Below are 23,633 nucleotides of genomic sequence, written 5' to 3'. Positions count from 1 at the left end.
GTTGGACGTCAGTGGCATGTGGAACGTAGGCAACCCGGGTGAACGGAAAGTGAACTGGGCCGGGCGGCACGGTGACCCGAAGCGGAGTGTCGCCACTCCCTATCCATCAGGGGTCTGACGTCGATCGTACGGAATGACGGTGCGGCGCCCGGAATCTGGGCGGAGTGTCGGCTTCCGTCGCCTGCCCGGTCCCCTGCGGACGGGCCGCGCCCGCCCGTCCATCGGGGCCGCCGAAGAGATACTGATCACTCGCCGTCTACAGCGCGGCGCGCCCGGCTGGCAGGATCGTCGTATGACTGAGCAGCGGCAGGACGCCGGGCACGGCGCGGGGCGGGACGAGCTCGGACGGGCATGGGGCGAGCTGGTGGAGACGGCCCGCAGGACGGTGACGGACGGTCTGGTCGTCGGTACCTCCGGCAATGTCTCCGTGCGGGTCGGCGACACCGTCCTGGTCACCCCGAGCGGGGTCGCCTACGACCGGCTGCGGCCCGAGGACGCGCTCGGCGTCGACCTCGAAGGGCGGCGGGTCATCGGCGACCTCGCGCCGACCAGCGAGCTGCCGATGCACCTCGCGATCTACCGGACCACCGGCGCGACGGCCGTGGTCCACACCCACGCGGTCCACGCCACGGCCGTCTCGACGCTGGTCCCCGAGCTGCCCGCGGTGCACTACATGACGGGCGTCCTCGGCGGCCCGGTCCGCGTCGCCCCCTACGCGCTCTACGGAACCGAGGAACTGGCCGAGAACATGCTCCGCGCCCTCAGCGACCGCACCGGATGCCTCCTCCAGAACCACGGAACGGTCACCTACGGAGACTCCCTGTCCCAGGCGTACGACCGCACGGCGCAACTGGAGTGGATGTGCCGCCTGTGGCTCACCGCCACGGCGGTGCCGGGCCACACCCCGAGCCTCCTGTCCGCCGCCCACCTGCGCGAGGCCCAGGAGAAACTGCGGGGATACGGACAGCCGACTTTCTGACCGTTGCGATCCGCCGTCCACGGGCACGAGTACACCTATGGCGAAACCGACGCGCACACACCGCTCCCGGCCCGCGGACGGACGAGGCGGGGCACTGCCCTGGCGCCGCCCCACCACCGCGTCACCCCGCGGACCGCGCCCACTGGCCCCGCGGCCGTCACCCCCGGACACTGGGACGGTGCGCCCAGCCAAAGCGACGGCAGCGGCCGTCACCGCAGTCACAGCAGCCCTGGGGACAGCCGCGGCCGCGGTCGCGGCGGGGCGGTTCGCCAGCGACGCCGCCCTCAGGGCCCCGGCGGGCCGCCCCCTGCCGTCGGAACCCCGCCTCACCGTGCACGCCACCGGCACCGGACAGGTCTCCCTGACCCGCGCCCTCGCGAGCCTGCGCCCCGGCACGTACGGCCTCACCGGCAACGGCACCCACGCCGTCGTCGGGCCCGTCCTGGAGTCGGCGCGGCACGAGGCCGACACGGTCGTACGCCGCCTGGAAGCCGTCACCCACGGCACCCTGGAACCCGGCGCGAAGGTCTGGCTCACCCCGCAGGTCCACGTCGGCGACCCGTACACCGCGCTCGGCATCGACCACACGGACGTCGGCATCCCGGGCGAACTCGGCACCCTGCCCGCCTGGTTCGTGCCCAACCTGCGCGACACCTGGGTCATCACCGTGCACGGTCTGGGCACCACCCGCGAGCACCCCATGGTCGTCATGGACCTCCTGCGCCGCCTCCGGCTGCCCGTGCTCGACCTCGCCTACCGCGGCGACCCCGGCGCGCCCCGCTCCGCGGACGGCCTCGGCCACCTCGGCGAGACCGAGTGGCGCGACCTGGACGCCGCCCTGCGCCACGCCGTGCGCCACGGCGCCCGCAAGGTCATCCTCCACGGCTGGTCCACCGGCGCCACCATGTGCCTGCACGCCGCCGCCCACTCGGCACTGCGCGACCACGTCAGCGGCCTCGTCCTGGACTCCCCGGTGCTCAACTGGGAGACCACCCTCCGCGCCCTCGCCGTGGCCCGCCGCACCCCGGGGCCGCTCCTTCCGCTTGCGGTCCGCGCGGCCCAGGGACGCACGGGTCTGCGCGGCGACCGCACCCTCGCGGCAGCCGACCCCACGCTGCTGCGGGTACCGACCCTCGTCCTGCACGGCCCCGACGACACCGTCGCCCCCTGGGCCCTCTCCCGGCGACTGGCCGAACAGCGCCCGGAACTGGTCGCGTTGCGCACCGTCCCCGGCGCTCCCCACGGCGCCATGTGGAACGCCGACCCGGCCGGCTACGAAGAGGCGCTGCGCCGCTTCCTCACCCCCCTGATGTGACCCTTCGCGGCCCTCCCGCACCACCCGGCGCGCCCCCTCGCGCGGCACCCGGAAGCCCGCCGTCGGCATTCCGTTTGGGTTTTCGGACCGTCAACAGGAAGACTGCTCCCGTGACGTCCCGTACCCCGCGCGACTCCAGGCTCCGACTTGTCCGCGCGCCCTACCCGAGGGCCGAGAAGCGAGGAGAGACTCAGCGCGACCCAGCGCGACCCCTCTCCGCCGCCCCCGGCGCGGTGGGCAACCGCCGCGCGCGCCGTCCCGCGCCCCGCCCGCCCGAGGGCACACCCGCGCCCTCGGAGCTGGCCCGGGCAGCGCGCGCCGGCCTCGCCGACGCCGCCCGGGTCGCCCGCTGGGCCGACACCGCCCTGCGGCCCGGCCCCGGCAGCACCGGCGGGACGCCCGACGGCAAGGGCACCCTCTCCGACGCCACCGCCGAACGCGCCGCCGCCGAACTGGGACTGACCGCCGCTCAGGTCCGCGCCGACTGGGACACCGCCCGCCTCGCGGGCCTCGTCGAGGTGCACGGCGACCGCGCCCGCCCCGGCTGGCGCCTGCGCGCCTGGGACCGCGACGACACCGCCGTGCTGCGCGGCTGGGTCGCGCTCTTCGACGCCTGGTCACTGGCCCACCCGGCACCGGACGAGCTCGCGTCCGCCGCGGTCGCCGAGGTCGTCGAGGCCATGCCGCAGGTGCTGTCCTTCCTCCAGCTGTCGGCGGGCCCCGTCCCCGTACCGCAGCTGCTCGACCTCCTGGACCAGCGCGTCACCGAACTGCGCACCGAGCGCTGCGAGATCCCCTACGGCCCCCAGCCGGAGACCCCACCGGCCGACCGCCCCGAAGAGGCGGCCCCGCTGCCCGCCCTCCTCGACTGGGCGCTGCACGGCCTCGCCGCCGTCGGCGCGCTGACCTTCGCCGACGGCCAGGCCACCCTGACCCCGCTCGGCAGCTGGGCGGTCTGGGTCAAGCTGGAGCAGATCTGCGTCGCCGCGCAGAGCCCCGCCGGGCACATCGAGCAGTCCGCCGAGGACATGCTGCGCGGCTGCGCCCGCCTGCGCCCCAACGCGGCCCGCGCCGAGTACAGGGCCTGGCTCGCCGCCCGCCCCGTCGGCAGCGCCGTCACCGACCTGCTCACGGCCGCCCGCGGCGAGGACGCCCTGCTGCGCGGCCTCGCCTTCGAGGCCCTGCGCGTCGTCGGCGCCCCGGCCGAGCAGGAGGTCAGGGCCGTCCTGGACGAGACCCCCCTGCGGCCCTACGCCCTGCTGTGGCTGGCCGAGCAGGAGGGCGCCGACCCCGAGGACGTCCACCTCGTGCTGAGCCGCGAGGAGTCCACCTGGCTGTGGATCGACACCGCGGCGGCCGTCGCCGACCACGGGGAGGGGGAACTCCTCGTCCGCCACCTGGAGTCGGCGGTCCAGCCCACGGTGCCCGCCCTCCTCGACGAGGTGCGCCGCGCGGGACACCCCCGCACCGTCCAGGTCCTGGTCGCCCTCGCCGCCGCCCACCCCGACCCGGCGCTGGCCAGGGCCGTGCGCCGCGCCGCCTTCCAGGTGCACACCGGCGGGGAGTGAGCGTCAGCCCCCGGCGGTCCCGGGGGCGTACGTGCCGAAACTCCATACGTTGCCCTCGGCGTCCCGCGCCATGTAGTCCCGCGAGCCGTAGTCCTGGTCGGTCGGGGGCATCAGGATCTCAGCGCCGTGTTCCACGGCCCGCCGGTGGTGGGCGTCGACGTCGTCCACGACGACGTACACCCCGCAGGGTCCCGCGCCCTTCATCGCCCGGTCGAAGACGCCGCCCGTGCCCTTGGAGCCGAGCATCACCAAGCCGTTGCCCTGGGCCAGTTCGGCGTGCGCGACGCTGCCGTCCTCGCCCTCGTACACATGCAGCTCGGTGAAGCCGAAGGCCTCCGTCAGCTGCCGGATCGCGGCTTTCGCGTCCGCGTACAGCAGCGTCGGGAAGATGCTCGGCCGCCCGCTGGCGCTCTCGTTCCCTGCCATGTACATCACTCCGATCGGGTCGTGCCGCGCCGGGGTCCGGGCGGTCAGCGGAAGGTGTCGCACCGCCCCATGTCACCGGTGCGATAGCCCTGGTAGAACCACCGCTGGCGCTGCTCGGCGGAGCCGTGCGTCCAGGTCTCGGGGGTGACCCGGCCCTGGAACTTCTCCTGGATCCGGTCGTCGCCCACCGCGGCCGCCGCGTCCAGGCCGTCCCGGATGTCCGCGTCGTCGAGGCTGCTGATCAGCGGCTTGCCCGTGCGCTCGTCCGGACTGCCGGTCGCGTGCCGCGCCCAGACCCCGGCGTAGCAGTCCGCCTGGAGCTCCACCTTCACGGCGTTGCTGTCGCGGCCCGTGCGCCCGTCCTGGGAGCGCTTCAGGGTGCCCGCCAGGTTCTGTACGTGGTGCCCGTACTCGTGGGCCACCACGTACGCCTGCGCGAAGGGGCCGCCGGTGGAGCCGAACTTCGTGCGCAGCTCGTCGAAGAAGCCGAGGTCCAGATAGACCTTCCGGTCACCGGGGCAGTAGAACGGCCCGACCGCCGAGGTCGCCGTCCCGCAGGCGGTGCCCACCCGGCTCGTGAACAGGACGGTCTGCGCGGGGGAGTACGAGGCCCGCCTGCGCTGGAACTCCGGGCGCCAGAAGTCCTGCACGCTGTTGACCACCGCCACGATGCGGCAGTCCTCCTTGGTGTTGGCGTCCTGCCCCGTGCGGCAGTTCCGCTGCACCTGCGCGAGGGACGACGACGAGGCCTCGGGCTCCTCGTCGCCGGAGGACAGGCCCAGCTGATCCGGCCCCACCCCGAAGAAGAGGCCGAGCACCAGCGCGATGAGCCCGGCGATGCCGCCGCCCACGGTCGCCCGGCCGCCGGGGATCCGGCTGCCGCGCACATCCCGCACCTCGGAGGTGTCCAGGCCCGCGTCGTCGTCGAACTGCATTGGGCACACCCCTCTGCGTCACACCCGGGACGACGCACGCCGTCCCGCACCGGGCGGCCCGGCCACTTCATCCTGATACGCCCGCCTGCGCCCGGCGCCGGACGGAGGTCCGAACGGGGGACGCCGACCGCTCCCCGCGCCGTGTCGCACCGGCGGGACCACGGCCGCCCGGTGCCCCGCCGCTACGCTCTGCGCCTGAACGCCTGATCTGGGTGGTGGTACGAAGGGGGGCGTCATGTCCGCTCTGCCGAGCGAGTCCGCCGCAGAGCCCGCAGAACCCGCAGAGCCCGCCGGGACACCGCCCCCGCACCCGTCCCGCGCAAGCACCCGCGGCAGCACCCGCAAAGGCACCGGCAGGGGCACCCGCATCGCGCTTCCCGTCGCCCTCGCGCTGCTCGCCCTGCCGCTCATCACCGCCGCCCACCACTCGCGGCCGGCCCCCTACGGAGACCGCCTCATCGCCCACGCGCGCGTGCCGGACGCGGGCCCCGGCGCGGCGCCCGCCCTGCGGACACGGGGGCGGGCCGTCCAGGCGTACGAACCAATCGGCGGCGCGATCCGCTGGACGTACACGCGGGAAGGCCGCAGGCCCCTCACGGTGCTCGCCGCGCCCGGCCACGCCTTCACGCTCTGGAGCGACGGCCTGGTCACCGACACCGAGCGCGACGGCGGCCGCTCCGTGCGCTGGCACCGTGCCGTTCCCGAGAGCGCCGGCTGGCTGCGCACCCCGGCCGCGCTCGGCGGCGCCGGAGTGCTGCGGCCGCTCGCGCCCGGGGCCCGCATGCTGGCCGTCGTCACCCCGCGCCGCATCACCGCCTACCGCACCGCCGACGGCGACCTGCGCTGGGTGCTCCCCGCCCGCCGCGGCTGCGCCTTCGAACCGGCCCGCTCGCTCCACCGGGACGGGGCCCTGCTGGTCGCCCAGCCCTGCGCGGGCACCGCCGCCTCCTGGACCGCGCAGGTCGTGGCGGTGGACGACCTCGGCAGAATCGTTCCCGGCCGTACCCCGCTGGGCAACGGCGACCTGGAGCGTGACCCCGGGGCGGGCGAGGGCGACGGCGGCCCAGAAAACTAGTTGCGCTCGCCCGTTAGACTGGCTGCCATGGCAGCTCCTCTTCTCAGTTGGACGGCGTAGACACCGGCCCCGAGCAACCAGTCGTCCCTCTCGCCGTCCACCCTGTTCAGGAGTACCCCCCGTGATCACCGCTTCCGGCATCGAGCTGCGCGCCGGCGCCCGCATCCTCATCGAGAACGCCTCCTTCCGCATCGCGAAGGGCGACCGCATCGGCCTCGTCGGCCGCAATGGGGCGGGCAAGACCACCCTCACCAAGTGCCTGGCGGGTGAGGGCATCCCCGCCGGCGGCACGATCTCCCGCTCCGGAGAGGTCGGCTACCTCCCGCAGGACCCCCGCACCGGCGACCTCGACGTCCTCGCCCGCGACCGCATCCTCTCCGCGCGCGGACTCGACACCCTGATCCGCAAGATGCGCGAGAACGAACAGCGCATCGCGAACGGCCAGGGCGCCACGCGCGACAAGGCCATGAAGCAGTACGAGCGCCAGGAGACGGAGTTCCTCACCAAGGGCGGGTACGCCGCCGAGGCCGAGGCCGCCACCATCGCCGCCGCGCTCAACCTCCCGGACCGCGTGCTCGGCCAGCCCCTGCACACGCTCTCCGGTGGTCAGCGCCGCCGTATCGAGCTGGCCCGCATCCTCTTCTCGGACGCCGACACGCTCCTGCTCGACGAGCCGACCAACCACCTCGACGCCGACTCGATCGTCTGGCTGCGCGACTACCTCAAGACGTACCGCGGCGGCTTCATCGTGATCTCCCACGACGTCGACCTCGTCGAGACGGTCGTCAACAAGGTCTTCTACCTCGACGCCAACCGCTCCGCGATCGACGTCTACAACATGGGCTGGAAGCTCTACCAGCAGCAGCGCGAGTCCGACGAGAAGCGCCGCAAGCGCGAGCGGCAGAACGCCGAGAAGAAGGCCGCCGCCCTGCACTCGCAGGCCGACAAGATGCGCGCCAAGGCCACCAAGACCGTCGCCGCGCAGAACATGGCGCGCCGCGCCGACAAGCTCCTCGCCGGTCTCGACGAGGTGCGCCAGAGCGACAAGGTCGCCAAGCTCCGCTTCCCCGAGCCCTCCCCGTGCGGCAAGACACCGCTGATGGCCGAGGGCCTGTCGAAGTCGTACGGCTCCCTGGAGATCTTCACCGACGTCGACCTCGCGATCGACAAGGGCTCGCGCGTGGTCATCCTCGGCCTCAACGGCGCGGGCAAGACCACCCTGCTCAGGCTGCTCGGCGGCGCCGAGAAGCCCGACACCGGCCAGGTCATCGAGGGCCACGGCCTCAAGCTCGGGTACTACGCCCAGGAGCACGAGACCCTGGACCCCGAGCGCACGGTCCTGGAGAACATGCGCTCGGCCGCCCCCGACCTCGACCTCGTCGAGGTGCGCAAGACGCTCGGCTCGTTCCTCTTCTCCGGGGACGACGTCGACAAGCCGGCGGGCGTGCTCTCCGGCGGTGAGAAGACCCGGCTCGCGCTCGCGACCCTCGTCGTCTCCTCGGCCAACGTCCTGCTGCTCGACGAGCCCACCAACAACCTCGACCCGGCCAGCCGCGAGGAGATCCTCGGCGCCCTGCGCACCTACAAGGGCGCGGTCGTCCTCGTCACCCACGACGAGGGCGCGGTCGAGGCACTCCAGCCGGAGCGGATCATCCTGCTCCCGGACGGCGTCGAGGACCTGTGGGGCCAGGACTACGCGGACCTCGTGGCGCTCGCCTGAGCCCAGGGCGTCCACTTGGGGTGATCGAACTGCTGATCCACTGCGTATGGATCATTCGGCGGAGCGGTGATCCCTCATCTGTGTGAGCCGCCCTCGTACCGAGGTGTGTCATACACGGATTCCGCCGCCGTCGGGGCATGCGGCCCGGCCTCCCACCGGCACCGCGCTGACCTGCTGATTCGTCGCGCGGTCCGGACAGGCGTACGGAATCCAGCACGCGGAATAGTTGATTCCGCTCGTGGTGTGCCCCTCCGTCGCGGCAAACCTCGTCGTACGGACCTTGCCGAATGGGTGGCCAGGAAGCCCGGGAGGGGTGATCATGAGAAGTCCAGAGCGCACTTCCCATGAGGAGGCACGGGTGGCCGAGACTCTGAAGAAGGGCAGCCGGGTGACCGGCGCCGCGCGCGACAAGCTCGCGGCAGACCTGAAAAAGAAGTACGACGGCGGTGCGAGCATCCGTGCGTTGGCCGAGGAGACGGGCCGTTCGTACGGGTTTGTGCACCGCATGCTCAGCGAGTCCGGCGTCACGCTGCGGGGACGCGGCGGGGCGACGCGAGGCAAGAAGGCCGCCGCCGGCTGACGGCAGGCGCGGCCCGCTGTACCCATGGCCCGACGGTGGCCACCCGGTCGATCGCGTGATCGGCCGGGTGGTTACTGTGCAGTCACTTACGGGCGCTCCCGAGCACCCGGACCGACCGCACCCCATCGGAGGCACCCATGGCTTCGTCCGACAGCGAGCTCGCACCGGTTCTCGACAAGGACGGCGTACGCCTCACCATCGACGAGGCCGTCGCCACGGTGACGCTGACCAACCCGGCCAAAAGGAACGCCCAATCTCCCGCGCTGTGGAGGGCGTTGGCCGAGGCCGGTCAGCTGCTGCCGGGCAGCGTCCGCGTCGTGGTGCTGCGCGGTGAGGGCAAGTCCTTCTCCGCGGGCCTGGACCGGCAGGCGTTCACGCCCGAGGGTTTCGACGGCGAGCCGTCCTTCATCGACCTGGCGCGCGGCGACGACGGCGTACTCGACGCCACCATCGCCGAGTACCAGGAGGCGTTCACCTGGTGGCGGCGGAGCGACATCGTGTCCATCGCCGCCGTCCAGGGCCACGCCATCGGCGCCGGCTTCCAGCTCGCGCTCGCCTGCGATCTGCGGATCGCGGCGGACGACGTGCAGTTCGCCATGCGCGAGACCAGCCTCGGCCTGGTCCCCGACCTCACCGGCACGCACCCGCTGGTGGGGCTCGTCGGCTATGCCCGCGCCCTGGAGATCTGCGCCACCGGGCGCTTTGTCCACGCGGACGAGGCCGAGCGGGTCGGCCTCGCCAACCTCGTGGTTCCCGTCGGCCAACTCGACGCCGCCGCGCGGGACTTGGCCGCCGCGCTGATCTCCGCGCCGCGTGACGCGGTCATCGAGACCAAGGCACTGCTCCAGGGCGCCACGGGCCGCTCCTTCGAGGAGCAGCGCGTCGCCGAGCGCGCCGCGCAGGGCCGCCGCCTGCGGGACCTCGCGGGCCTCGGCGACTGACGGTCCTTGCCCTGGCCCGGCGGCGTGGGCCCACCTCTGCCGCCGCGCCTCCGGGGCGTCACTCCACGGCAGTGATGAGCACCGCCACCGACGGGCGGCCCGGCAGGGCCTCGCTCACCGCCGCGCGGACCGCGAGCGCCACATCCAGGGCACGGTGCCCGCGGTCCGTCGCGAGCTCCACGCGCGCGTGGCGGCGGGGCAGCGCGCCCGCCGCCGGGCGGCGCTCCTCCAGGTGCACGGCCGGACCGAGCGCCCCGGTCAGCCGGGTCACGCCGGGCACCGCGAGGGCGGCCCGCCCCGCGCGCGCCTCGTCGCCGTCGCCCGGGGGCGCCTGACCCGCTGGCGTGCGGGGCGTTTCCGGACGTACGTTCCCGTCGCCGACGCCTTCGTCCAGGAGCGCCGTCACCCGCAGGTCCACCTCGTCGACCACCAGGCCGAGCCGGTCCGCCGCCTCGTGGAGCGCGGCCCGCAACCGGTCCGCCGCGGCCGGCAGGGGCTGGACGGCGGCCGCGAAGTCCGCCGTGATCCGCAGTGGTCCGGGCGGCAGCGCGCTCGGCGGTGGCGGCACGGCAGCGACGTACGACCCACCCGGATCGGCCGGGGCGACGCGGACCGTGCCCAGCCGCACCCCGGTGACCCGTTGCGCCGCATGGCGCAACACACCGTCCACCGCCGATTCCGTCACCCACGTGCCGTCCGGCGCGCCGCCGAGCGGCAGTACCCGCCCGAGGCCCAGCTGCCTGCGCACCGCCTGGGTCCACCCGTCACCCGTCATGACTCCACCCTGCCGCATCCCTGGAGCGCTACCGCGCAACCCGTCTTAATGTGGGCAAAGAAAGCAGATCTCCTTGCGAAACGGACGGGACGGCCATGACCGACACCGGAGAGCGGAACACGTCTCAGACGCTCCAGAAGGACTTCCCTGGTGACGGCGCGGCGGGCGCCACCAGGCGCGGCGGCGGCGCCCCCGGGAGCCGGGGCCGTACCACCATCGCCGACGGAGTCGTCGAGAAGATCGCGGGACTCGCCGCGCGTGACGTCGAAGGCGTGCACGCGATGGGCGGCGGCCTCGCACGCACCTTCGGGGCCGTGCGCGACCGGGTCCCCGGCGGCACGAAATCCGTCTCGCGCGGCGTGAAGGCCGAGGTCGGCGAGGTGCAGACGGCGCTCGACCTGGAGATCGTCGTCGAGTACGGCGTCTCGATCGCCGACCTCGCCCAGGACGTACGGGAGAACGTGATCGCGGCCGTCGAGCGCATGACCGGCCTTGAGGTCGTCGAGGTCAACCTCGCGGTCAGCGATGTGAAGCTGCCCGACGAGGAGGACGAGGAGCAGCCGCAGGGCCGCCTCCAGTAGCACGTCAGATCCAGATCCCACTCACCCAGTCACGTCTCGCGACGCGAAGGAGCGCACGATGAGCATGGCCGTGATCGGCATGGTGGCGGGAATGGCGCTCGGCTTCGCCGGATACTTCGGCGGATTCGGGGCGTTCCTCCTGGTGGCCGCCCTGGGCGCCGTCGGCTTCGTGGCCGGGCGGTTCCTGGAGGGTGACCTCGAGCCCGGCGAATTCTTCCGCGCCCGCGGCGACCGGCGGCGGTGAGCGGTGGCGGCACAGGTCGCGCCGGGGGAGCGCGGCGCCACCCGGATCGCCGACCGGGTCGTCGCGAAGATCGCCGCGCGGGCGGCGCGTGAGGCGGTGCCCGCCGTGCCCGACGGCGGGTCCCCGCCGCATGCCACGGTCTCCGTGGCCCCCCAGGCCTCCGGCTCCCCCGGAGCGGGGGAGGCGCCCTTCGGCACCGCCCGCGTCCGCGTCAGTCTCGAACTGGACTACCCCTGCGACATCGGCCGCCAGTGCGGTGCCGTGCGTCACCAAGTCGCCCAGCGGGTAAGGGCGTTGGCGGGGATGGACGTACCCGAGGTGGTGGTCCAGGTGGAGCGGCTGCACTCGGCGCGGACACGCGCCGCGGCACAGGGGAGGACACGATGAGCGAACCCCCGAGCAGCGGCGGCACGCAGCCGCTGCCGGTCGTCGAACAGGCGCGGCGGGACGAGGACGAGCTCGGCCAGTCGGCTTCCGGTGCCACCTACCATCCGCTGCCCACGCTCTCCGCCGACGGCAAGGCCGCCCGCTTCTGGTCGCCGCGCCGGGTGCCCGCCGCCCTCCTCGCCCTGCTGGTCCTGGCCGGCGCCGGACTGCTCCTGTACGACGTCGTCGCCGTGCGGGCCGGCCACCCCGCGATGGGCTGGCGGCGCGAACTCGCCCACCAGCTCGGTGAGCGGCCCCTCGACGACGCCGCGGTGCTCGCCGGGGCCGCGGTCGCCGCACTCGCCGGACTGTGGCTCGTCGTGCTCGCCATCACGCCCGGGCAGCGCGCGCTGCTGCCGATGCGGCGCAGCGACCCCGACGTACGCGCCGGGCTCCACCGCGGCGCCGCCGCCATGGTGCTGCGTGACCGGGCGATGGACGTGGCGGGCGTGCAGAGCGCGCGGGTGCGCATGGCGCGTTCCAAGGTGGATGTGCGCGCCGTCTCGCACTTCCGTGAACTGGACGACGTACGCGGCGACCTGGACGCGACGCTGACCGAGGGCATCCATGGCCTCGGCCTCGCGCACACGCCACGGCTCTCGGTCCACGTCGCCCGGCCCGGAAGGAAGGGATGAGCGCCATGCTCCGCACGGTCAACCGCGTACTCCTCGCCCTCGCCGGGCTCGTACTGCTCGTCGCCGGCGGCTCGGTGCTTGCCATCGGGCTCGGCGCCTCGCCGCCCTCCTGGTGGCTCCACGAAGGCCGCCACGACGTGCTGGTCAGCGCCGCGGACCGGACCCGCTGGCGGGACGAGGGATGGTTCTGGCCCACGGTCATCGCGGTGCTCGCGCTGCTCGTACTGCTCTCCCTGTGGTGGCTCTCGGCGCAGCTGCGCAGGCGCCGCCTCGCGGAGGTCCTGGTGGCGACCGGGGACGGCGAAGGCGCGCTGCTGCGCGGACGCGCCATGGAGGACGTCCTGGCCGGGGAGGCCGAGACACTGGACGGTGTCGAACGCGCCCAGGCCGCACTGAGGGGACGGCGCACCACGCCGCGGGCGCGCGTGGACCTCGCCCTGGCACCCGACGCGACGCCCTCCGACGCGCTGCACCGCTTCTCCTCGGAGGTCCTGACACACGCCCGCGAATCGGCCGGCCTGGCGAGCCTGCCCGCCACGGTGCGGTTGCGCGGCGTCAGGCACCGCGCGGAACGGGTCAGCTGAGGCTGAGGTCTGGGCGTCTGGGGGGCGGAGCCTTCGGATTCCGCTGCGGGAGCACCCGCCGTCCCTGGCGCCGGGCTGCGCCGTACCGCTTCCTCTCGGGCTCAAGCAGCGTGCCGAGCGTGTCGGGTGACGGCTGGGCCCGCGGCGCGGTCAGAAGCCGCTGCGTGCCCCTCCGTCCACCGGCAGCATGATTCCCGTCAGGTACGAGGCCGCGGGCGAGAGCAGGAACGCCGCTGCTCGGCCGAACTCCTCCGGTGTGCCGTAGCGGCGCAGTGGGATGCCCGCCTCGTTGGCCGCGCGGGTCGCCTCCGGGTCCGGGGAGAGGCCGTCGAGCTGGCGCATGCGGTCGGTGCCGATGCGGCCGGGCAGTAGGCCGACGACGCGGATGCCGCGCGGGCCCAGGTCGTCCGCCAGGGACTTGGCGAAGCCGGCGAGCCCCGGCCGCAGCCCGTTGGAGATCGTCAGGCCCGCGATCGGCTCGTACACCGAACCGGACAGCACGAACCCGATGACGCCGCCTTCGCCCAGCTCGGCGGCGGCGGTCCTGGCAAGCCGTACCGCGCCCAGGAAGACCGCCTCGAAGGCCGCCTGCCACTGCTCGTCGGTGTTGTCCGCGACGAAGCCGGGCGGGGGCCCGCCGACGCTGATCAGTACGCCGTCGAAGCCGCCGAAACGCTCGCGCGCCGCCGCGATCAGCCGGCCGGCGACCGCCGGGTCGGCGTTGTCGGCGGCGACACCGACCGCGTTCGGGCCGAGCTCGGCGGCGGCCTCGGCGACGGTCTTCTCGTCGCGCCCGGTGACGACGACCTTCGCGCCGTCCGCGACCAGCTGGCGGGCGGTGGCGTTGCCGAGGCCGCGGGTGGCGCCGGTGACTACGTAGACACGGTCCTTCAGTCCAAGATCCATGGCCCTATCCTCCCGCTTCCTCGGCGAAGAGCGCGAGGGCGGTGTTCACCAGTCCGATATGGCTGAATGCCTGCGGGAAATTGCCGAGCTGACGGCCGGACACCGGGTCGTACTCCTCCGCGAGCAGCCCCACGTCGTTGCGGAGCGACACCAGGTGCTCGAACAGTTCGTGCGCCTCCTTCACGCGCCCCGTCATGTGCAACGCGTCCACCAGCCAGAACGAGCAGACGAGGAAGGTGCCCTCCTCACCGGGCAGACCGTCGATCTCCTTCTGGTCGGAGGTGTAGCGGCGCAGCAGACCGTGGTGGGTGAGGTCCGCGCGGACCGCGTCGATCGTGCCGATGACGCGCGGGTCGTCGGGCGGCAGGAAACCGGTGTGCGGGATGAGCAGCAAAGAGGCGTCCAGTTCACAGGAGCCGTAGGACTGCGTGAAGGTGTTGCGCTCCGGGTCGTAGCCCTTCTCGCACACCTCGCGGTGGACCTCGTCCCGCAGCTCCCGCCAGCGGTCCGGGTCACCGCGCAGCTCGGGGTTCTCCTCCAGGGCGCGCACCGCACGGTCCGCGGCGACCCACACCATCACCTTCGAGTACACGAAGTGGCGGCGCGGACCCCGCACCTCCCACAGCCCCTGGTCGGGCTCGCGCCACTTCTCCCGCAGGAATTCCAGGAGGCCCAGCTGAAGGTTCCAGGCCACCGGACGGCGGGTGAGGCCGGAGCGGTGCGCGAGCGCGAGGGAGTCGATGACCTCGCCGTACACGTCCAGCTGGAGCTGCTCCACGGCTTCGTTTCCGATGCGCACGGGCGTCGAGCCCTCGTAGCCGGACAGCCACGGGATCTCGTACTCCGGAAGGCGCCGCTCACCGGCGAGGCCGTACACGATCTGGAGGTCGGCGGCGCTGCCCGCGACCGCCCGCAGCAGCCAGTCGCGCCAGGCCTCGGCCTCCTCCAGATAGCCGGCCATGAGCAGCGCGCCCAGCGTGAGCGTGGAGTCGCGCAGCCAGCAGAAGCGGTAGTCCCAGTTGCGTACGCCGCCGATCTCCTCGGGCAGGGAGGTGGTGGGGGCGGCCACGATGCCGCCGGTCGGGGCGTAGGTGAGCGCCTTGAGCGTGATGAGGGAGCGCATCACCGCGTCTCGGTACGGACCGTCGTACTGGCAGCGGGCGGCCCAGGCGCGCCAGTCCTCCAGGCAGTGGCGCAGCGCCTCGTACGGGTCGACGAGGGGCGGGCGCGGCTCGTGCGAGGGGTGCCAGGTGAGGACGAACGCGACTTTCTGCCCCTCCTGGACGGTGAACTCGGAGTAGGTGCCGAAGTCGCGGCCCCAGGTGCGCACGGGCGGTTCGCTGCGCAGCCACACGGAGTCGGGCCCCGCGACCGCGACGCGGTGGCCGTCCACCTTGCGCATCCACGGCACGACCGAGCCGTAGTCGAAGCGCAGCCGCAGGGTGCTCTGGACGGTGACGCTGCCCTTGAGGCCCTCGACGATGCGTACGACGTCGGGGGCGCGGTCGCGCTGCGGCATGAAGTCCGTGACGCGCACGGAACCCTCCGCCGTGTCCCACTCGGAGTCCAGGACGAGGGTGTCGTCGCGGTAGGCGCGGCGGGTGCAGGGGCCCGAGTCCTTCGGGGCGACGCGCCAGTGGCCGTTCTCCTCGTCGCCGAGCAGCGCGGCGAAACAGGCGGCGGAGTCGAAGCGGGGCAGGCAGAGCCAGTCCAGCGAGCCGTCCCTGCCGATGAGGGCGGAGGTCTGGTGGTCGCCGATGAGTGCGAAGTCTTCGATGGGTCGGGACACGGGGAACGGGTTCCCGGGAAAGGGCCCGGTCAACCGGCGGAGCTCAGACGGTTGCCGGCGCCGTCTCCTGCGCGGGGGCCTCCGCGGCGGCCGCCCGGTCACGGCGCTCCCTGCGGACCAGCACCACCCAGCCGATGGGGACGCCCGCGGCGAACAGCCACCACTGGACCGCGTACGCCATGTGCGCGCCGATGCCGCTGTGGTCCGGTTCGCCGATCAGTTCGGGGGAGCCGTCGCGGGGCTCCGGCGAGGTCTGCTCGATGTAGCCGCCGAGGACCTGCTTGCCGAGGCTGTCGGCCTGCTGGCCGCTGCTGATCAGCATGATCTGACGGTCCGGCAGGCCCCGGACGTCCTTGATGCCGCTGGCCGCGGACGTCTCGTCGGCCATCAGGCGGCCGGTGACGATCACTTCGCCCTTCGGCGGGGCGGGGATCTCGGGGAAGGCGGTCTGCGGGCCGTCCGCCGGGATCCAGCCGCGGTTGACGAGCAGGACCTTGCCGTCGTCCAGGACGAACGGCGTCAGGACGTGGAAGCCGACCTTGTCGTCGTCGTTGGTGCGGCGCCGCACGACGACCTCGTGCTCCGCGTCGAACGTCCCCTTGGCGCTCACATGGCGGTACAGGTCCGTCCTCGGCACCTCGTGGCCGGGGGAGGTGAGCTCCTCGGCCGGGACCGGATCGGCGGCCAGCGCCTTGGAGATCCGTTCGTTCTGCGCGACGCGGTGCTCGTGCCGGTGCAGCTGCCAGAAACCCAGCTCGACCATCACGGGGATGAGAACGAGGGCGATCAGGGTGAGGATCACCCACTGCCGGGTCAACAGGAAGCGGTACACCCCACGACGGTACAACTCGGTCGTGGGGCGCCTGTGCGTGGGGTAGGGCAATTCAAGGGCCGGGCATATCGGGCGTTCATACTTTGTCGATGATGCCCACCCGCCCCTCGGCGCGTGAGCAGTGGGCGCCGCAGTACCAGTGGCCGTCCGCCTCGACGCCCTGGCCGATGATGCGGCACCGGCAGTGCTCGCAGATGGGCGCCATACGGTGGATGGCGCAGGAGAAGCAGTCGAAGACGTGCACCGCTCCTTGGGCATGGATCTCGAAGGACATGCCGTAGTCGTTTCCGCAGACCTCGCAACGTGCCATGCGCCACAGGGTGGGACGCCTCGGCGGCACGGGGCGGGTGGCCGGCGGGCGAGTCGCCGGCAATCACCCGTCTGACGGTCACCGCCCGGTCCCACTGCCCTGCTCTCCCCGTGACGCTCACCGCCCGGTCTCACTCCGGTGTCGCGGGTGTCACGTCCTGGAGGAGCTGCCCGAAGGCGGCCTCGTCGATGACCGGCGTGCCGAACGAGCGCGCCTTGACGGTCTTGGAGGTGCCCGAGTCCGGGTCGTTGGTGACGAGCAGGCTGGTGAGCCGGGACACACTGGTCGCGATGTGCAGACCCGCCTCGACCGCCCGGTCCTCGAGCAGCTCGCGCTCCACGGAGGTGTCTCCGGAGAACGCGACCCGCATGCCCTGCTTGAGCGGTTTGCCCGGTTCGTAACGCCCGGGGTTCGGATACGGGCACGGCTGCCGCTTGCGCGACTGGCGCCAACTCCCCGGGCGGTACGGCGAGGAGGGTGCGGGCCCCGTCGACTGGCGGCCGATGCGGGGCGCGCCGTCCGACCACTCGGTGAGCGGGCGGCACTCCAGGAGCGGCAGGCGCACATTGCCGCCGGCCGCCGCGAGCAGGCTCGGGCGGAACGCCTCGGCGAGCACGCGCGCGTCGTCCAGGGCGTTGTGCGCGTGGCGCTGCTCGACGCCGAAGTGCGCTGCCAGCGACTCCAGCTTGTGGTTGGGCAGCGGCAGCGCGAGCTCCTTGGAGAGCGCGATGGTGCACAGCCGTTGGCGCACGGGGGCGGTGCGTTCCGCGCGTGCGTACTCCCTGGCGATCATCGACCAGTCGAAGACGGCGTTGTGCGCGACGAGGACACGTCCTTCGAGGCGGCTCGCGAACTCCTCGGCGATGTCCTTGAACAGGGGCGCGCCCGCGAGCGTCTCGCTGGTGAGGCCGTGGATCCACACGGGGCCCGGGTCGCGCTGGGGGTTGACCAGCGTGTACCAGTGGTCCTCGATCTCGCCCTGGGCGCCCACCCGGTAGACGGCCGCCGACACTATGCGGTCGTCGCGGGCCAGGCCGGTGGTCTCCACGTCGACGACCGCGTACCCCGTTGGATACGCGGCCGGCCAGGGGGCGGCGGACGCTGCGGTCGTGCGGTCTTCGAGCATGGTCAATGAGGATACGGGCCGCGACCGACAGTCAGGTCCCCGGTCAGGTTCCCGGTCGTTCCCCGGTCAGTTCCCCGGCCCGAGAAGGCCCGTCACCAGAGCCGTGACGGAGGTGGTGAACAGCGCCTCCGGATCGAGGGGTCCGGCCAGAGCGCGGGCGAGCGCGGCGTCCCGCTCAGCCGTCGTCGCCGTCCACAGCCCGTCCTCGCCGGGGTGTTGCGCGGGCGCGCGTTCCCGGTTGCGTTCGACCAGGACGTGGCCGACGACGAGGACCTGGACGGCGCGCACGGCGTCGGCCGCGCGGGCGCCGCGCAGCCCCGCCTCGTGCACCTCGTGGACCAGGGAGCGCTGGGCGGGCAGGAACATCCGTTCCGTGAGGCCGCGTTCGTGGACCATCGCGACGAGGTGCGGGCGGTCGAGCAGCCGGCGGCGCAGGGTACGGGCCACGGAGACGACGCGCCGGGCGGGGGTGCGCCCGACGGGACGGATCTCGCCGAGATCGGCGAGGGTGCGCTCGACGAGGGCGTCCAGGAGCGACTCGCGGTTGCCGACGTGCCAGTAGATCGAGGTGACGGCGGTGTCGAGCTCGGCGGCGAGCCCGCGCATCGTCAGGGACCGCGGGCCGTTCCGCTTGACGAGGCGCGCGGCGGCGTCGAGCACGTCCTCCCGGCTGAGGTGCGTACGCGCCTTTTCGCCCTTCGCGTCTTTACCCTTCACGGCTCCTGTTGTAACTGTGTTACAGAACCCCCGCAAGTCGGGCCCCGCAAGTCCGGCCCCCGCAAGTCCGGCCCCCGCAAGTCCCGGCCGCGGACCCGTGAGTCCGCGCTGACGAAGGGTGGTACGACATGGCACGCGTACGGTATGGGGCGCGCACCGAGGCGGAGATCGCCACCGCGCGCACCGCGAGTTCCCGGCTCCCCGACATCTGGTCCACGGGCGTCGTCGCTCTCTGGGAGAGCGATCCCGACGCGGTCGCGGCGGTCCTGCCGCCGCCCCTGAAGCCCACCGGGCGCCCCCTGGTGCGGGCGAACATCAGCAGGGTGGACCTGCCGGGCTATCCGCTCGGCGCGGGCTCCGTGGCCGTCGCCGCCGAGCACGGGGGAGTGTCCGGCTGGTATCCGCTGGTGATGCCGATGACCCATGAGCGGGCCCTGATCGGCGGTCGCGAGGTCTTCGGGGAGCCGAAGAAGCTCGGCGAGGTCGAGGTGGAGCGCGACGGCCTGGTCGTGCGCGCCTCGCTGGCCCGGCACGGCATCGCGTTCGTGGAGGTGCGCGGCGCGGTCAACGGCGCGCTCCCCCTCCCCGAGCCGACCCGCAAGACGGACTTCTACTTCAAGTTCCTGCCCGCGGTGGACGGTTCGGGCTTCGACGCGGACCCGGTGCTCGTGCACTGCGTACGCAACGAGAAGGTCCGCAAGCTGGAGAGCGTCACCGGCGACGTCGTCCTGCGGGAGTCGATGTACGACCCGGTGGCCGACCTGCCGGTGCGCGCGGTCGTGGAGATCACCATCGGTGAGAAGACCACCGACCAGCGGGGCCGCGTCGTGGAGCGCGTCAGCGCGCAAGCCCTGCTGCCCTACATCCACCAGCGCTACGACGACCCGGCACAGATCCTCGACGGCCCGCCCGAGGGGAGCGTCTGAGATGGAGCTGCGCGAAGGGCAGGTCGCCGTCGTCACCGGCGCGGCGAGCGGCATCGGGCTCGCCATGGCGCGGCGGTTCGCGGCGGACGGCCTGCGGGTGGTCCTCGCGGACGTCGAGGAAGGCGCCCTGGATAAGGCCGCCGCGGGTCTGCGCGCGGACGGGGCGACCGTGCACGCGCGCGTGGTCGACGTCGGCGCACGCGAGCAGGTGCTCGCCCTCGCCGACGACACGTACGACAGGTTCGGCGCTGTCCATGTGCTGTGCAACAACGCGGGAGTCGGATCGGGCGCCGAGGGCCGCATGTGGGAGCACGACCCAAACGACTGGAAGTGGGCCTTCGAGGTCAACGTCTGGGGCGTCTTCCACGGCATCCAGGCCTTCGTGCCCCGGATGCTCGCGGGCGGTGAGCCGGGGCACGTCGTCAACACCTCCTCCGGCGACGGCGGCATCGCGCCGCTGCCCACCGCCTCCGTGTACGCGGTCACCAAGGCGGCCGTGGTGACGATGACCGAGTCCCTGTACGCGCACCTGAAGGCGGAGCACGCGCGCGTGGGCGCATCGGTGCTCTTCCCCGGCCCTCACATGCTGCGCACCGGCCTGTGGGAGTCGCACCGCAACCGGCCCGGACGGTACGCCAAGTCCCGCCCCCGCAGAACTCCTTACCGCAGCCTCGACCAGTGGGAGGCCGCGATGAAGGAGGCCGGTCAGGAGGTGCGGTTCACGCCCGTCGAACAGGTCGCGGACTTCGTGGCCGAGGGCATCGCGGCCGACCGTTTCTGGCTGCTCCCGGAGAGCGAGCACAGCGACCGGCAGATCAGGGCGCGGTCGCGGTCGATGCTGGACCGCTCCGACCCGGCGTACCTCGAACACTTCATCCTGGACTGAAGGGAGCGCCGTCGATGAGCGCTCAGGACCCGTACCTGATCATCTCCTCCGACTGTCACGCAGGTCTCCCCACCGAGGAGTACCGCCCCTACCTGGACAGCCGTTTCCACCGTGCCTTCGACGACTTCCTCGGCGAGCGGGACGCCCGCCGCGAGGAGGCGACCCGGCTCGGCATCCGCAACGACGCGTTCGCCGCCAAGTGGTTCCAGGACAACGAGGAGGGCCTGCGGGGCGGCTGGGACACCGCGCAGCGCCTCAAGGAGCTGGACGGCGACGGGGTGGCCGCCGAGGTCGTCTTCCCCGACGCGGACGCCGTGGACAGCCGGACGGCCGCCCCCTTCGGCGTGGGTCTCGGCCTCTCCGGGGACCAGGACCCCGACCTCGGCATGGCGGGCGCGCAGGCGCACAACCGCTGGCTCGCCGACTTCGTCTCGGAGCACCCCGAACGGCACTGCGGCGTCGCCCTGTTGCCGATCACCGGCGAGGTCGACCGGGTCGTCGCCGAGATCCACCGCGCCAAGGAGTCAGGGCTCGGCGCGCTGATGATCCCCTCCATGTGGGTCGACAAGGCGCCCTACCACGACCGCCGTTACGACCCGGTGTGGGCGGCGGCGGCCGAGTGCGCGATGCCCGTCGTCACACACTCCGGGGCCGCGCCCCGCCATGAGTACGGCGACCACCTGGGGATCTACGTCTCCGAGGTGACGTGGTGGCCCGCGCGCCCCCTGTGGTTCCTGCTCTGGTCCGGCGTCTTCGAGCGCCACCCCGGGCTGAAGTTCGGCGTCGCGGAGTCGGGCTGCTGGTGGCTGCCGAACCTCCTGTGGTTCATGGACCGCCTCTACCTCGGCGCGCACGGCGGCAAGAAGCTCTCCCCGTTCGCCGAGCTGAAGCGCCCGCCCCACGAGTACCTGGACCGGCAGATCTTCGTCTGCGCCACCAACACCAAGCGCCGCGAACTCGCCCAGCGCTACGAGATCGGCGTGGACAACATCCTCTGGGGCAGCGACTTCCCGCACCCCGAGGGCACCTGGCCCGACACGCGCGTGTGGCTGCGGAAAACCTTCCACGACATACCCGTGGTGGAGACCCGCCGCATGCTGGGCCTGGCCGCCGCCGAGGTCTTCGGCTTCGACACGGTGAAGCTGGCGCCGCTGGCCCGCCGCATCGGCCCGACGCCCGCCGACCTCGGCCAGTCCGTCGAGGGCGCGGGTCAGGCGGCCGTGGAGGCCTCCTGGGCGCGCTCACGCGAGGTCGGCCGCCACTGGCTGACCGACCACGACTTCCCGGCGCTGGGGGTGACCCCGTGACGGAGGACCGCTACACCGTCATCTCCGCCGACTGCCACGCCGGCGCCGATCTCCTCGACTACCGGCCCTACTTGGAGTCCCGCCACCACGACGCGTTCGACGCCTGGGCGGCCACGTACGTCAATCCCTACGAAGACCTCCTCGCGGACACCGCCGACCGCAACTGGAACTCGGACCGCCGCATCGCCGAGCTCGAAGAGGACGGCATCGTCGCGGAGGTGGTCTTCCCGAACACCATCCCGCCCTTCTTCCCCTCGGCCTCGCTGATGGCGCCGGCCCCGACCCGCGAGGAGTTCGAGCTGCGCTGGGCGGGGCTGCGCGCCCACAACCGCTGGCTCGCCGACTTCTGCGCCGCCGCGCAGGGCCGCAGGGCGGGCGTCTTCCAGATCCTCCTGAACGACGTCGACGAGGCCGTGGCGGAGATCCACCGCGCGGTGGCGGCGGGCCTCACGGGCGGGCTGCTGCTGCCCGGCACACCGCCGGGCTCGGGCCTGCCGGAGCTGCACTCAACGGCGTACGACCCCATCTGGGCGGCCTGCGCCGAGCTGGGCGTGCCGGTCAACCACCACGCGGGCTCGGCCTCGCCGCCGCTCGGCGAGGAGCCCGCGGCGCGCGCGGTGTTCATGGTGGAGACGACGTGGTTCTCGCACCGGGCGCTGTGGCACCTCGTCTTCGGCGGCGCCTTCCGCCGCCACCCGGGCCTGCGGCTCGTCCTCACCGAGCAGGGCTCCGGCTGGATCCCCGGCGTCCTGGACATGCTGGACTACTACCACGCGCGCCTCGTCGCCGCCGCGACGAAGGCGGGCACCGCCGACACGGCCGAGTCCAAGTTCGGCGCGGGCCTCGCCGATTCCATGGGCAAGGGCCCCTCCGAGGTGTGGCGCGAGAACTGCTTCGTCGGCGCCAGCTTCATGCGCCCGCACGAGGCGGCCCTGCGCCACCGCATCGGCCTCGACAAGATCATGTGGGGCAGCGACTACCCCCACGACGAAGGCACCCACCCCTACTCGCGCGAAGGCCTGCGCGTCGCCTACGCGGGCCTGCCCAGGGACGAGATCGCGGCCATGGTCGGCGGCAACGCCGCCCGCGTCTACGGCTTCGACCTGGAGCGGCTCGGCCGCATCGCCGCGCGCGTGGGACCGACGGTCCAGGAACTGGACGAACCCCTCAAGGAGGCCCCCGCCGACGCGACGAGCCCGGTCTTCGCGCCGGGAGGGTCGGTACGGGTCTGGTGACGCGGGTGGTGCGATGCTCCCTGCGTGACTGAAGCAACGCACGAGGAAGCACACGGCGGCGCCCTCGGCACCCGGCTCAACTGGCTGCGGGCCGCCGTCCTCGGGGCCAACGACGGCATCGTCTCCACCGCGGGCCTAGTCGTCGGCGTCGCGGGCGCCACCGACGACCGCGGCACCCTGCTGACGGCGGGCCTCGCGGGGCTGCTCGCCGGGTCCATGTCCATGGCCGCGGGCGAGTACGTCTCCGTCTCCACGCAGCGCGACTCGGAGAAGGCCGCCCTGGCCATGGAGAAGCGCGAGCTGCGCGAGCAGCCGGAGGCGGAACTGGCCGAGCTCACCGACCTGCTGGAGGAGCGGGGGCTCAGCCGTGACGTGGCCCGCGAGGTCGCCGAGCAGCTCACCGAACGCGACGCGCTGCGTGCCCACGCGCGCGTGGAGCTCGGCATCGACCCCGACGACCTCACCAACCCCTGGCACGCCGCCTGGGCCAGCTTCGTCGCGTTCACCGTCGGCGCGCTGCTGCCGCTCCTCGCCATCGTCCTGCCGCCGGCCGGCTGGCGCCTCGGCGTCACCGTCGGCTCGGTCCTCGCCGCCCTCGCGCTGACGGGCTGGAGCAGCGCACGCCTCGGCGCGGCGGTGGCGCGCCCGGCCGTGGTGCGCAACGTGGGAGGCGGGGCGCTCGCGATGGCGGTCACCTACGGGGCGGGGGCCCTGCTCGGCGCCGCCGGGGTGTGAGACCGGCCCGGCGGCCCACGGCCCCGGCTTTGGCGGAGATCACCAACAACTGCTCCCGTACCGCCGGTAATACTTGTCGG

At 73.2% G+C, this 23,633-nt stretch carries 26 protein-coding genes; 17 read left to right on the top strand and 9 right to left on the bottom strand.

Features of this window, described 5'->3' with window-relative positions:
• Positions 1 to 292 precede the first annotated feature (292 nt).
• The 3 genes from ACF062_RS00330 (at position 293) to ACF062_RS00320 (ending at position 3,862) form a co-directional block, all read left to right on the top strand.
• Complete coding sequence (locus tag ACF062_RS00330; RefSeq protein WP_356577702.1) at positions 293 to 979, top strand: class II aldolase/adducin family protein; 687 nt, start codon at positions 293 to 295, stop codon at positions 977 to 979.
• Between the two features lie 178 nt (positions 980 to 1,157).
• Positions 1,158 to 2,294: an alpha/beta hydrolase family protein gene (locus tag ACF062_RS00325; protein WP_392133732.1), complete on the top strand. Its 1,137-nt coding sequence runs from the start codon at positions 1,158 to 1,160 to the stop codon at positions 2,292 to 2,294.
• 110 nt (positions 2,295 to 2,404) lie between these two features.
• Complete coding sequence (locus ACF062_RS00320; protein ID WP_392133729.1) at positions 2,405 to 3,862, top strand: hypothetical protein; 1,458 nt, start codon at positions 2,405 to 2,407, stop codon at positions 3,860 to 3,862.
• Positions 3,863 to 3,865: 3 nt separating this feature from the next.
• Here ACF062_RS00320 and ACF062_RS00315 read toward each other — a convergent pair whose 3' ends face one another.
• Positions 3,866 to 4,288, bottom strand: a complete 423-nt coding sequence (locus ACF062_RS00315; RefSeq protein ID WP_392133726.1) for a VOC family protein — start codon at positions 4,286 to 4,288, stop codon at positions 3,866 to 3,868.
• Positions 4,289 to 4,332: 44 nt separating this feature from the next.
• The gene (locus ACF062_RS00310; RefSeq protein WP_392133723.1) at positions 4,333 to 5,223 is read right to left on the bottom strand and encodes a neutral zinc metallopeptidase; all 891 of its coding nucleotides are present in this window, start codon (positions 5,221 to 5,223) and stop codon (positions 4,333 to 4,335) included.
• 235 nt (positions 5,224 to 5,458) lie between these two features.
• Between ACF062_RS00310 and ACF062_RS00305 the strand changes: the two genes are divergently transcribed.
• The 4 genes from ACF062_RS00305 (at position 5,459) to ACF062_RS00290 (ending at position 9,539) form a co-directional block, all read left to right on the top strand.
• Entirely contained in the window at positions 5,459 to 6,298 is an 840-nt protein-coding gene (locus tag ACF062_RS00305) for a hypothetical protein (protein WP_392133720.1), read from the top strand.
• Positions 6,299 to 6,419: 121 nt separating this feature from the next.
• Positions 6,420 to 8,018 (top strand): ribosomal protection-like ABC-F family protein, encoded by a 1,599-nt coding sequence (gene abc-f, locus ACF062_RS00300; protein WP_392133717.1) that lies wholly within the window; start codon positions 6,420 to 6,422, stop codon positions 8,016 to 8,018.
• Positions 8,019 to 8,376: 358 nt separating this feature from the next.
• Positions 8,377 to 8,598, top strand: coding sequence for a helix-turn-helix domain-containing protein (locus ACF062_RS00295; protein WP_055550175.1), 222 nt, complete (start codon positions 8,377 to 8,379; stop codon positions 8,596 to 8,598).
• Positions 8,599 to 8,735: 137 nt separating this feature from the next.
• Positions 8,736 to 9,539: an enoyl-CoA hydratase/isomerase family protein gene (locus tag ACF062_RS00290; protein WP_392133714.1), complete on the top strand. Its 804-nt coding sequence runs from the start codon at positions 8,736 to 8,738 to the stop codon at positions 9,537 to 9,539.
• Between the two features lie 58 nt (positions 9,540 to 9,597).
• Here ACF062_RS00290 and ACF062_RS00285 read toward each other — a convergent pair whose 3' ends face one another.
• Positions 9,598 to 10,314 carry a nucleopolyhedrovirus P10 family protein gene (locus ACF062_RS00285; protein WP_392133711.1) on the bottom strand — a complete coding sequence of 239 codons (717 nt, stop codon included), beginning with the start codon at positions 10,312 to 10,314 and terminating at the stop codon, positions 9,598 to 9,600.
• Between the two features lie 95 nt (positions 10,315 to 10,409).
• On the opposite strand from ACF062_RS00285, the gene ACF062_RS00280 reads away from it, so the two are divergent.
• From ACF062_RS00280 to amaP, 5 genes are read left to right on the top strand one after another with little or no spacing between them, the layout of a single operon-like run.
• A complete protein-coding gene (locus ACF062_RS00280; protein WP_223773897.1) occupies positions 10,410 to 10,895 on the top strand; it encodes an Asp23/Gls24 family envelope stress response protein in 486 nt (161 codons plus the stop codon).
• 58 nt (positions 10,896 to 10,953) lie between these two features.
• A complete protein-coding gene (locus ACF062_RS00275; RefSeq protein ID WP_223773896.1) occupies positions 10,954 to 11,139 on the top strand; it encodes a hypothetical protein in 186 nt (61 codons plus the stop codon).
• A 3-nt stretch (positions 11,140 to 11,142) separates the two neighbouring features.
• Entirely contained in the window at positions 11,143 to 11,526 is a 384-nt protein-coding gene (locus ACF062_RS00270; protein ID WP_392133709.1) for a hypothetical protein, read from the top strand.
• A complete protein-coding gene (locus ACF062_RS00265) occupies positions 11,523 to 12,200 on the top strand; it encodes a DUF6286 domain-containing protein (protein ID WP_392133706.1) in 678 nt (225 codons plus the stop codon). The genes ACF062_RS00270 and ACF062_RS00265 overlap by 4 nt, the downstream gene beginning before the upstream one ends.
• Positions 12,197 to 12,784: an alkaline shock response membrane anchor protein AmaP gene (amaP, locus tag ACF062_RS00260; protein ID WP_392133704.1), complete on the top strand. Its 588-nt coding sequence runs from the start codon at positions 12,197 to 12,199 to the stop codon at positions 12,782 to 12,784. Before ACF062_RS00265 ends, amaP begins: the two co-directional genes overlap by 4 nt.
• 150 nt (positions 12,785 to 12,934) lie before the next feature.
• On the opposite strand, the gene ACF062_RS00255 is transcribed toward amaP, so the two are convergent.
• The 6 genes from ACF062_RS00255 to ACF062_RS00230 all read right to left on the bottom strand — a co-directional run bounded on the left by ACF062_RS00255 (position 12,935) and on the right by ACF062_RS00230 (position 18,464).
• Positions 12,935 to 13,690, bottom strand: a complete 756-nt coding sequence (locus ACF062_RS00255; RefSeq protein WP_392133702.1) for an SDR family oxidoreductase — start codon at positions 13,688 to 13,690, stop codon at positions 12,935 to 12,937.
• A gap of 4 nt (positions 13,691 to 13,694) precedes the next feature.
• Positions 13,695 to 15,479: a glycoside hydrolase family 15 protein gene (locus ACF062_RS00250; protein ID WP_392133701.1), complete on the bottom strand. Its 1,785-nt coding sequence runs from the start codon at positions 15,477 to 15,479 to the stop codon at positions 13,695 to 13,697.
• A gap of 43 nt (positions 15,480 to 15,522) precedes the next feature.
• Positions 15,523 to 16,311: an SURF1 family protein gene (locus ACF062_RS00245; RefSeq protein WP_392133699.1), complete on the bottom strand. Its 789-nt coding sequence runs from the start codon at positions 16,309 to 16,311 to the stop codon at positions 15,523 to 15,525.
• Between the two features lie 76 nt (positions 16,312 to 16,387).
• On the bottom strand, positions 16,388 to 16,621 hold the full coding sequence (locus ACF062_RS00240; RefSeq protein WP_223773889.1) for a hypothetical protein: 234 nt from the start codon (positions 16,619 to 16,621) through the stop codon (positions 16,388 to 16,390).
• Positions 16,622 to 16,751: 130 nt separating this feature from the next.
• Positions 16,752 to 17,747: a DEDDh family exonuclease gene (locus ACF062_RS00235; protein WP_392133697.1), complete on the bottom strand. Its 996-nt coding sequence runs from the start codon at positions 17,745 to 17,747 to the stop codon at positions 16,752 to 16,754.
• Positions 17,748 to 17,813: 66 nt separating this feature from the next.
• Positions 17,814 to 18,464 carry a TetR/AcrR family transcriptional regulator gene (locus ACF062_RS00230; protein ID WP_392133695.1) on the bottom strand — a complete coding sequence of 217 codons (651 nt, stop codon included), beginning with the start codon at positions 18,462 to 18,464 and terminating at the stop codon, positions 17,814 to 17,816.
• Positions 18,465 to 18,592: 128 nt separating this feature from the next.
• Between ACF062_RS00230 and ACF062_RS00225 the strand changes: the two genes are divergently transcribed.
• Genes ACF062_RS00225 through ACF062_RS00205 form a run of 5 tightly spaced genes read left to right on the top strand, consistent with a single transcriptional unit; the run spans position 18,593 to position 23,553 of the window.
• Positions 18,593 to 19,390 carry an acetoacetate decarboxylase family protein gene (locus tag ACF062_RS00225; protein ID WP_392133693.1) on the top strand — a complete coding sequence of 266 codons (798 nt, stop codon included), beginning with the start codon at positions 18,593 to 18,595 and terminating at the stop codon, positions 19,388 to 19,390.
• Between the two features lies 1 nt (position 19,391).
• Entirely contained in the window at positions 19,392 to 20,276 is an 885-nt protein-coding gene (locus ACF062_RS00220; protein WP_392133691.1) for an SDR family NAD(P)-dependent oxidoreductase, read from the top strand.
• A 14-nt stretch (positions 20,277 to 20,290) separates the two neighbouring features.
• Positions 20,291 to 21,583: an amidohydrolase family protein gene (locus ACF062_RS00215; protein ID WP_392133688.1), complete on the top strand. Its 1,293-nt coding sequence runs from the start codon at positions 20,291 to 20,293 to the stop codon at positions 21,581 to 21,583.
• On the top strand, positions 21,580 to 22,818 hold the full coding sequence (locus ACF062_RS00210) for an amidohydrolase family protein (RefSeq protein ID WP_392133685.1): 1,239 nt from the start codon (positions 21,580 to 21,582) through the stop codon (positions 22,816 to 22,818). Before ACF062_RS00215 ends, ACF062_RS00210 begins: the two co-directional genes overlap by 4 nt.
• Before the next feature lie 24 nt (positions 22,819 to 22,842).
• Positions 22,843 to 23,553, top strand: coding sequence for a VIT family protein (locus tag ACF062_RS00205; RefSeq protein WP_392133682.1), 711 nt, complete (start codon positions 22,843 to 22,845; stop codon positions 23,551 to 23,553).
• Positions 23,554 to 23,633 lie beyond the last annotated feature (80 nt).

This window comes from Streptomyces sp. NPDC015345 (assembly GCF_043078805.1).
Taxonomy (GTDB): Bacteria; Actinomycetota; Actinomycetes; order Streptomycetales; family Streptomycetaceae; genus Streptomyces.
This window is presented reverse-complemented; position numbering and strand designations above follow the sequence as displayed.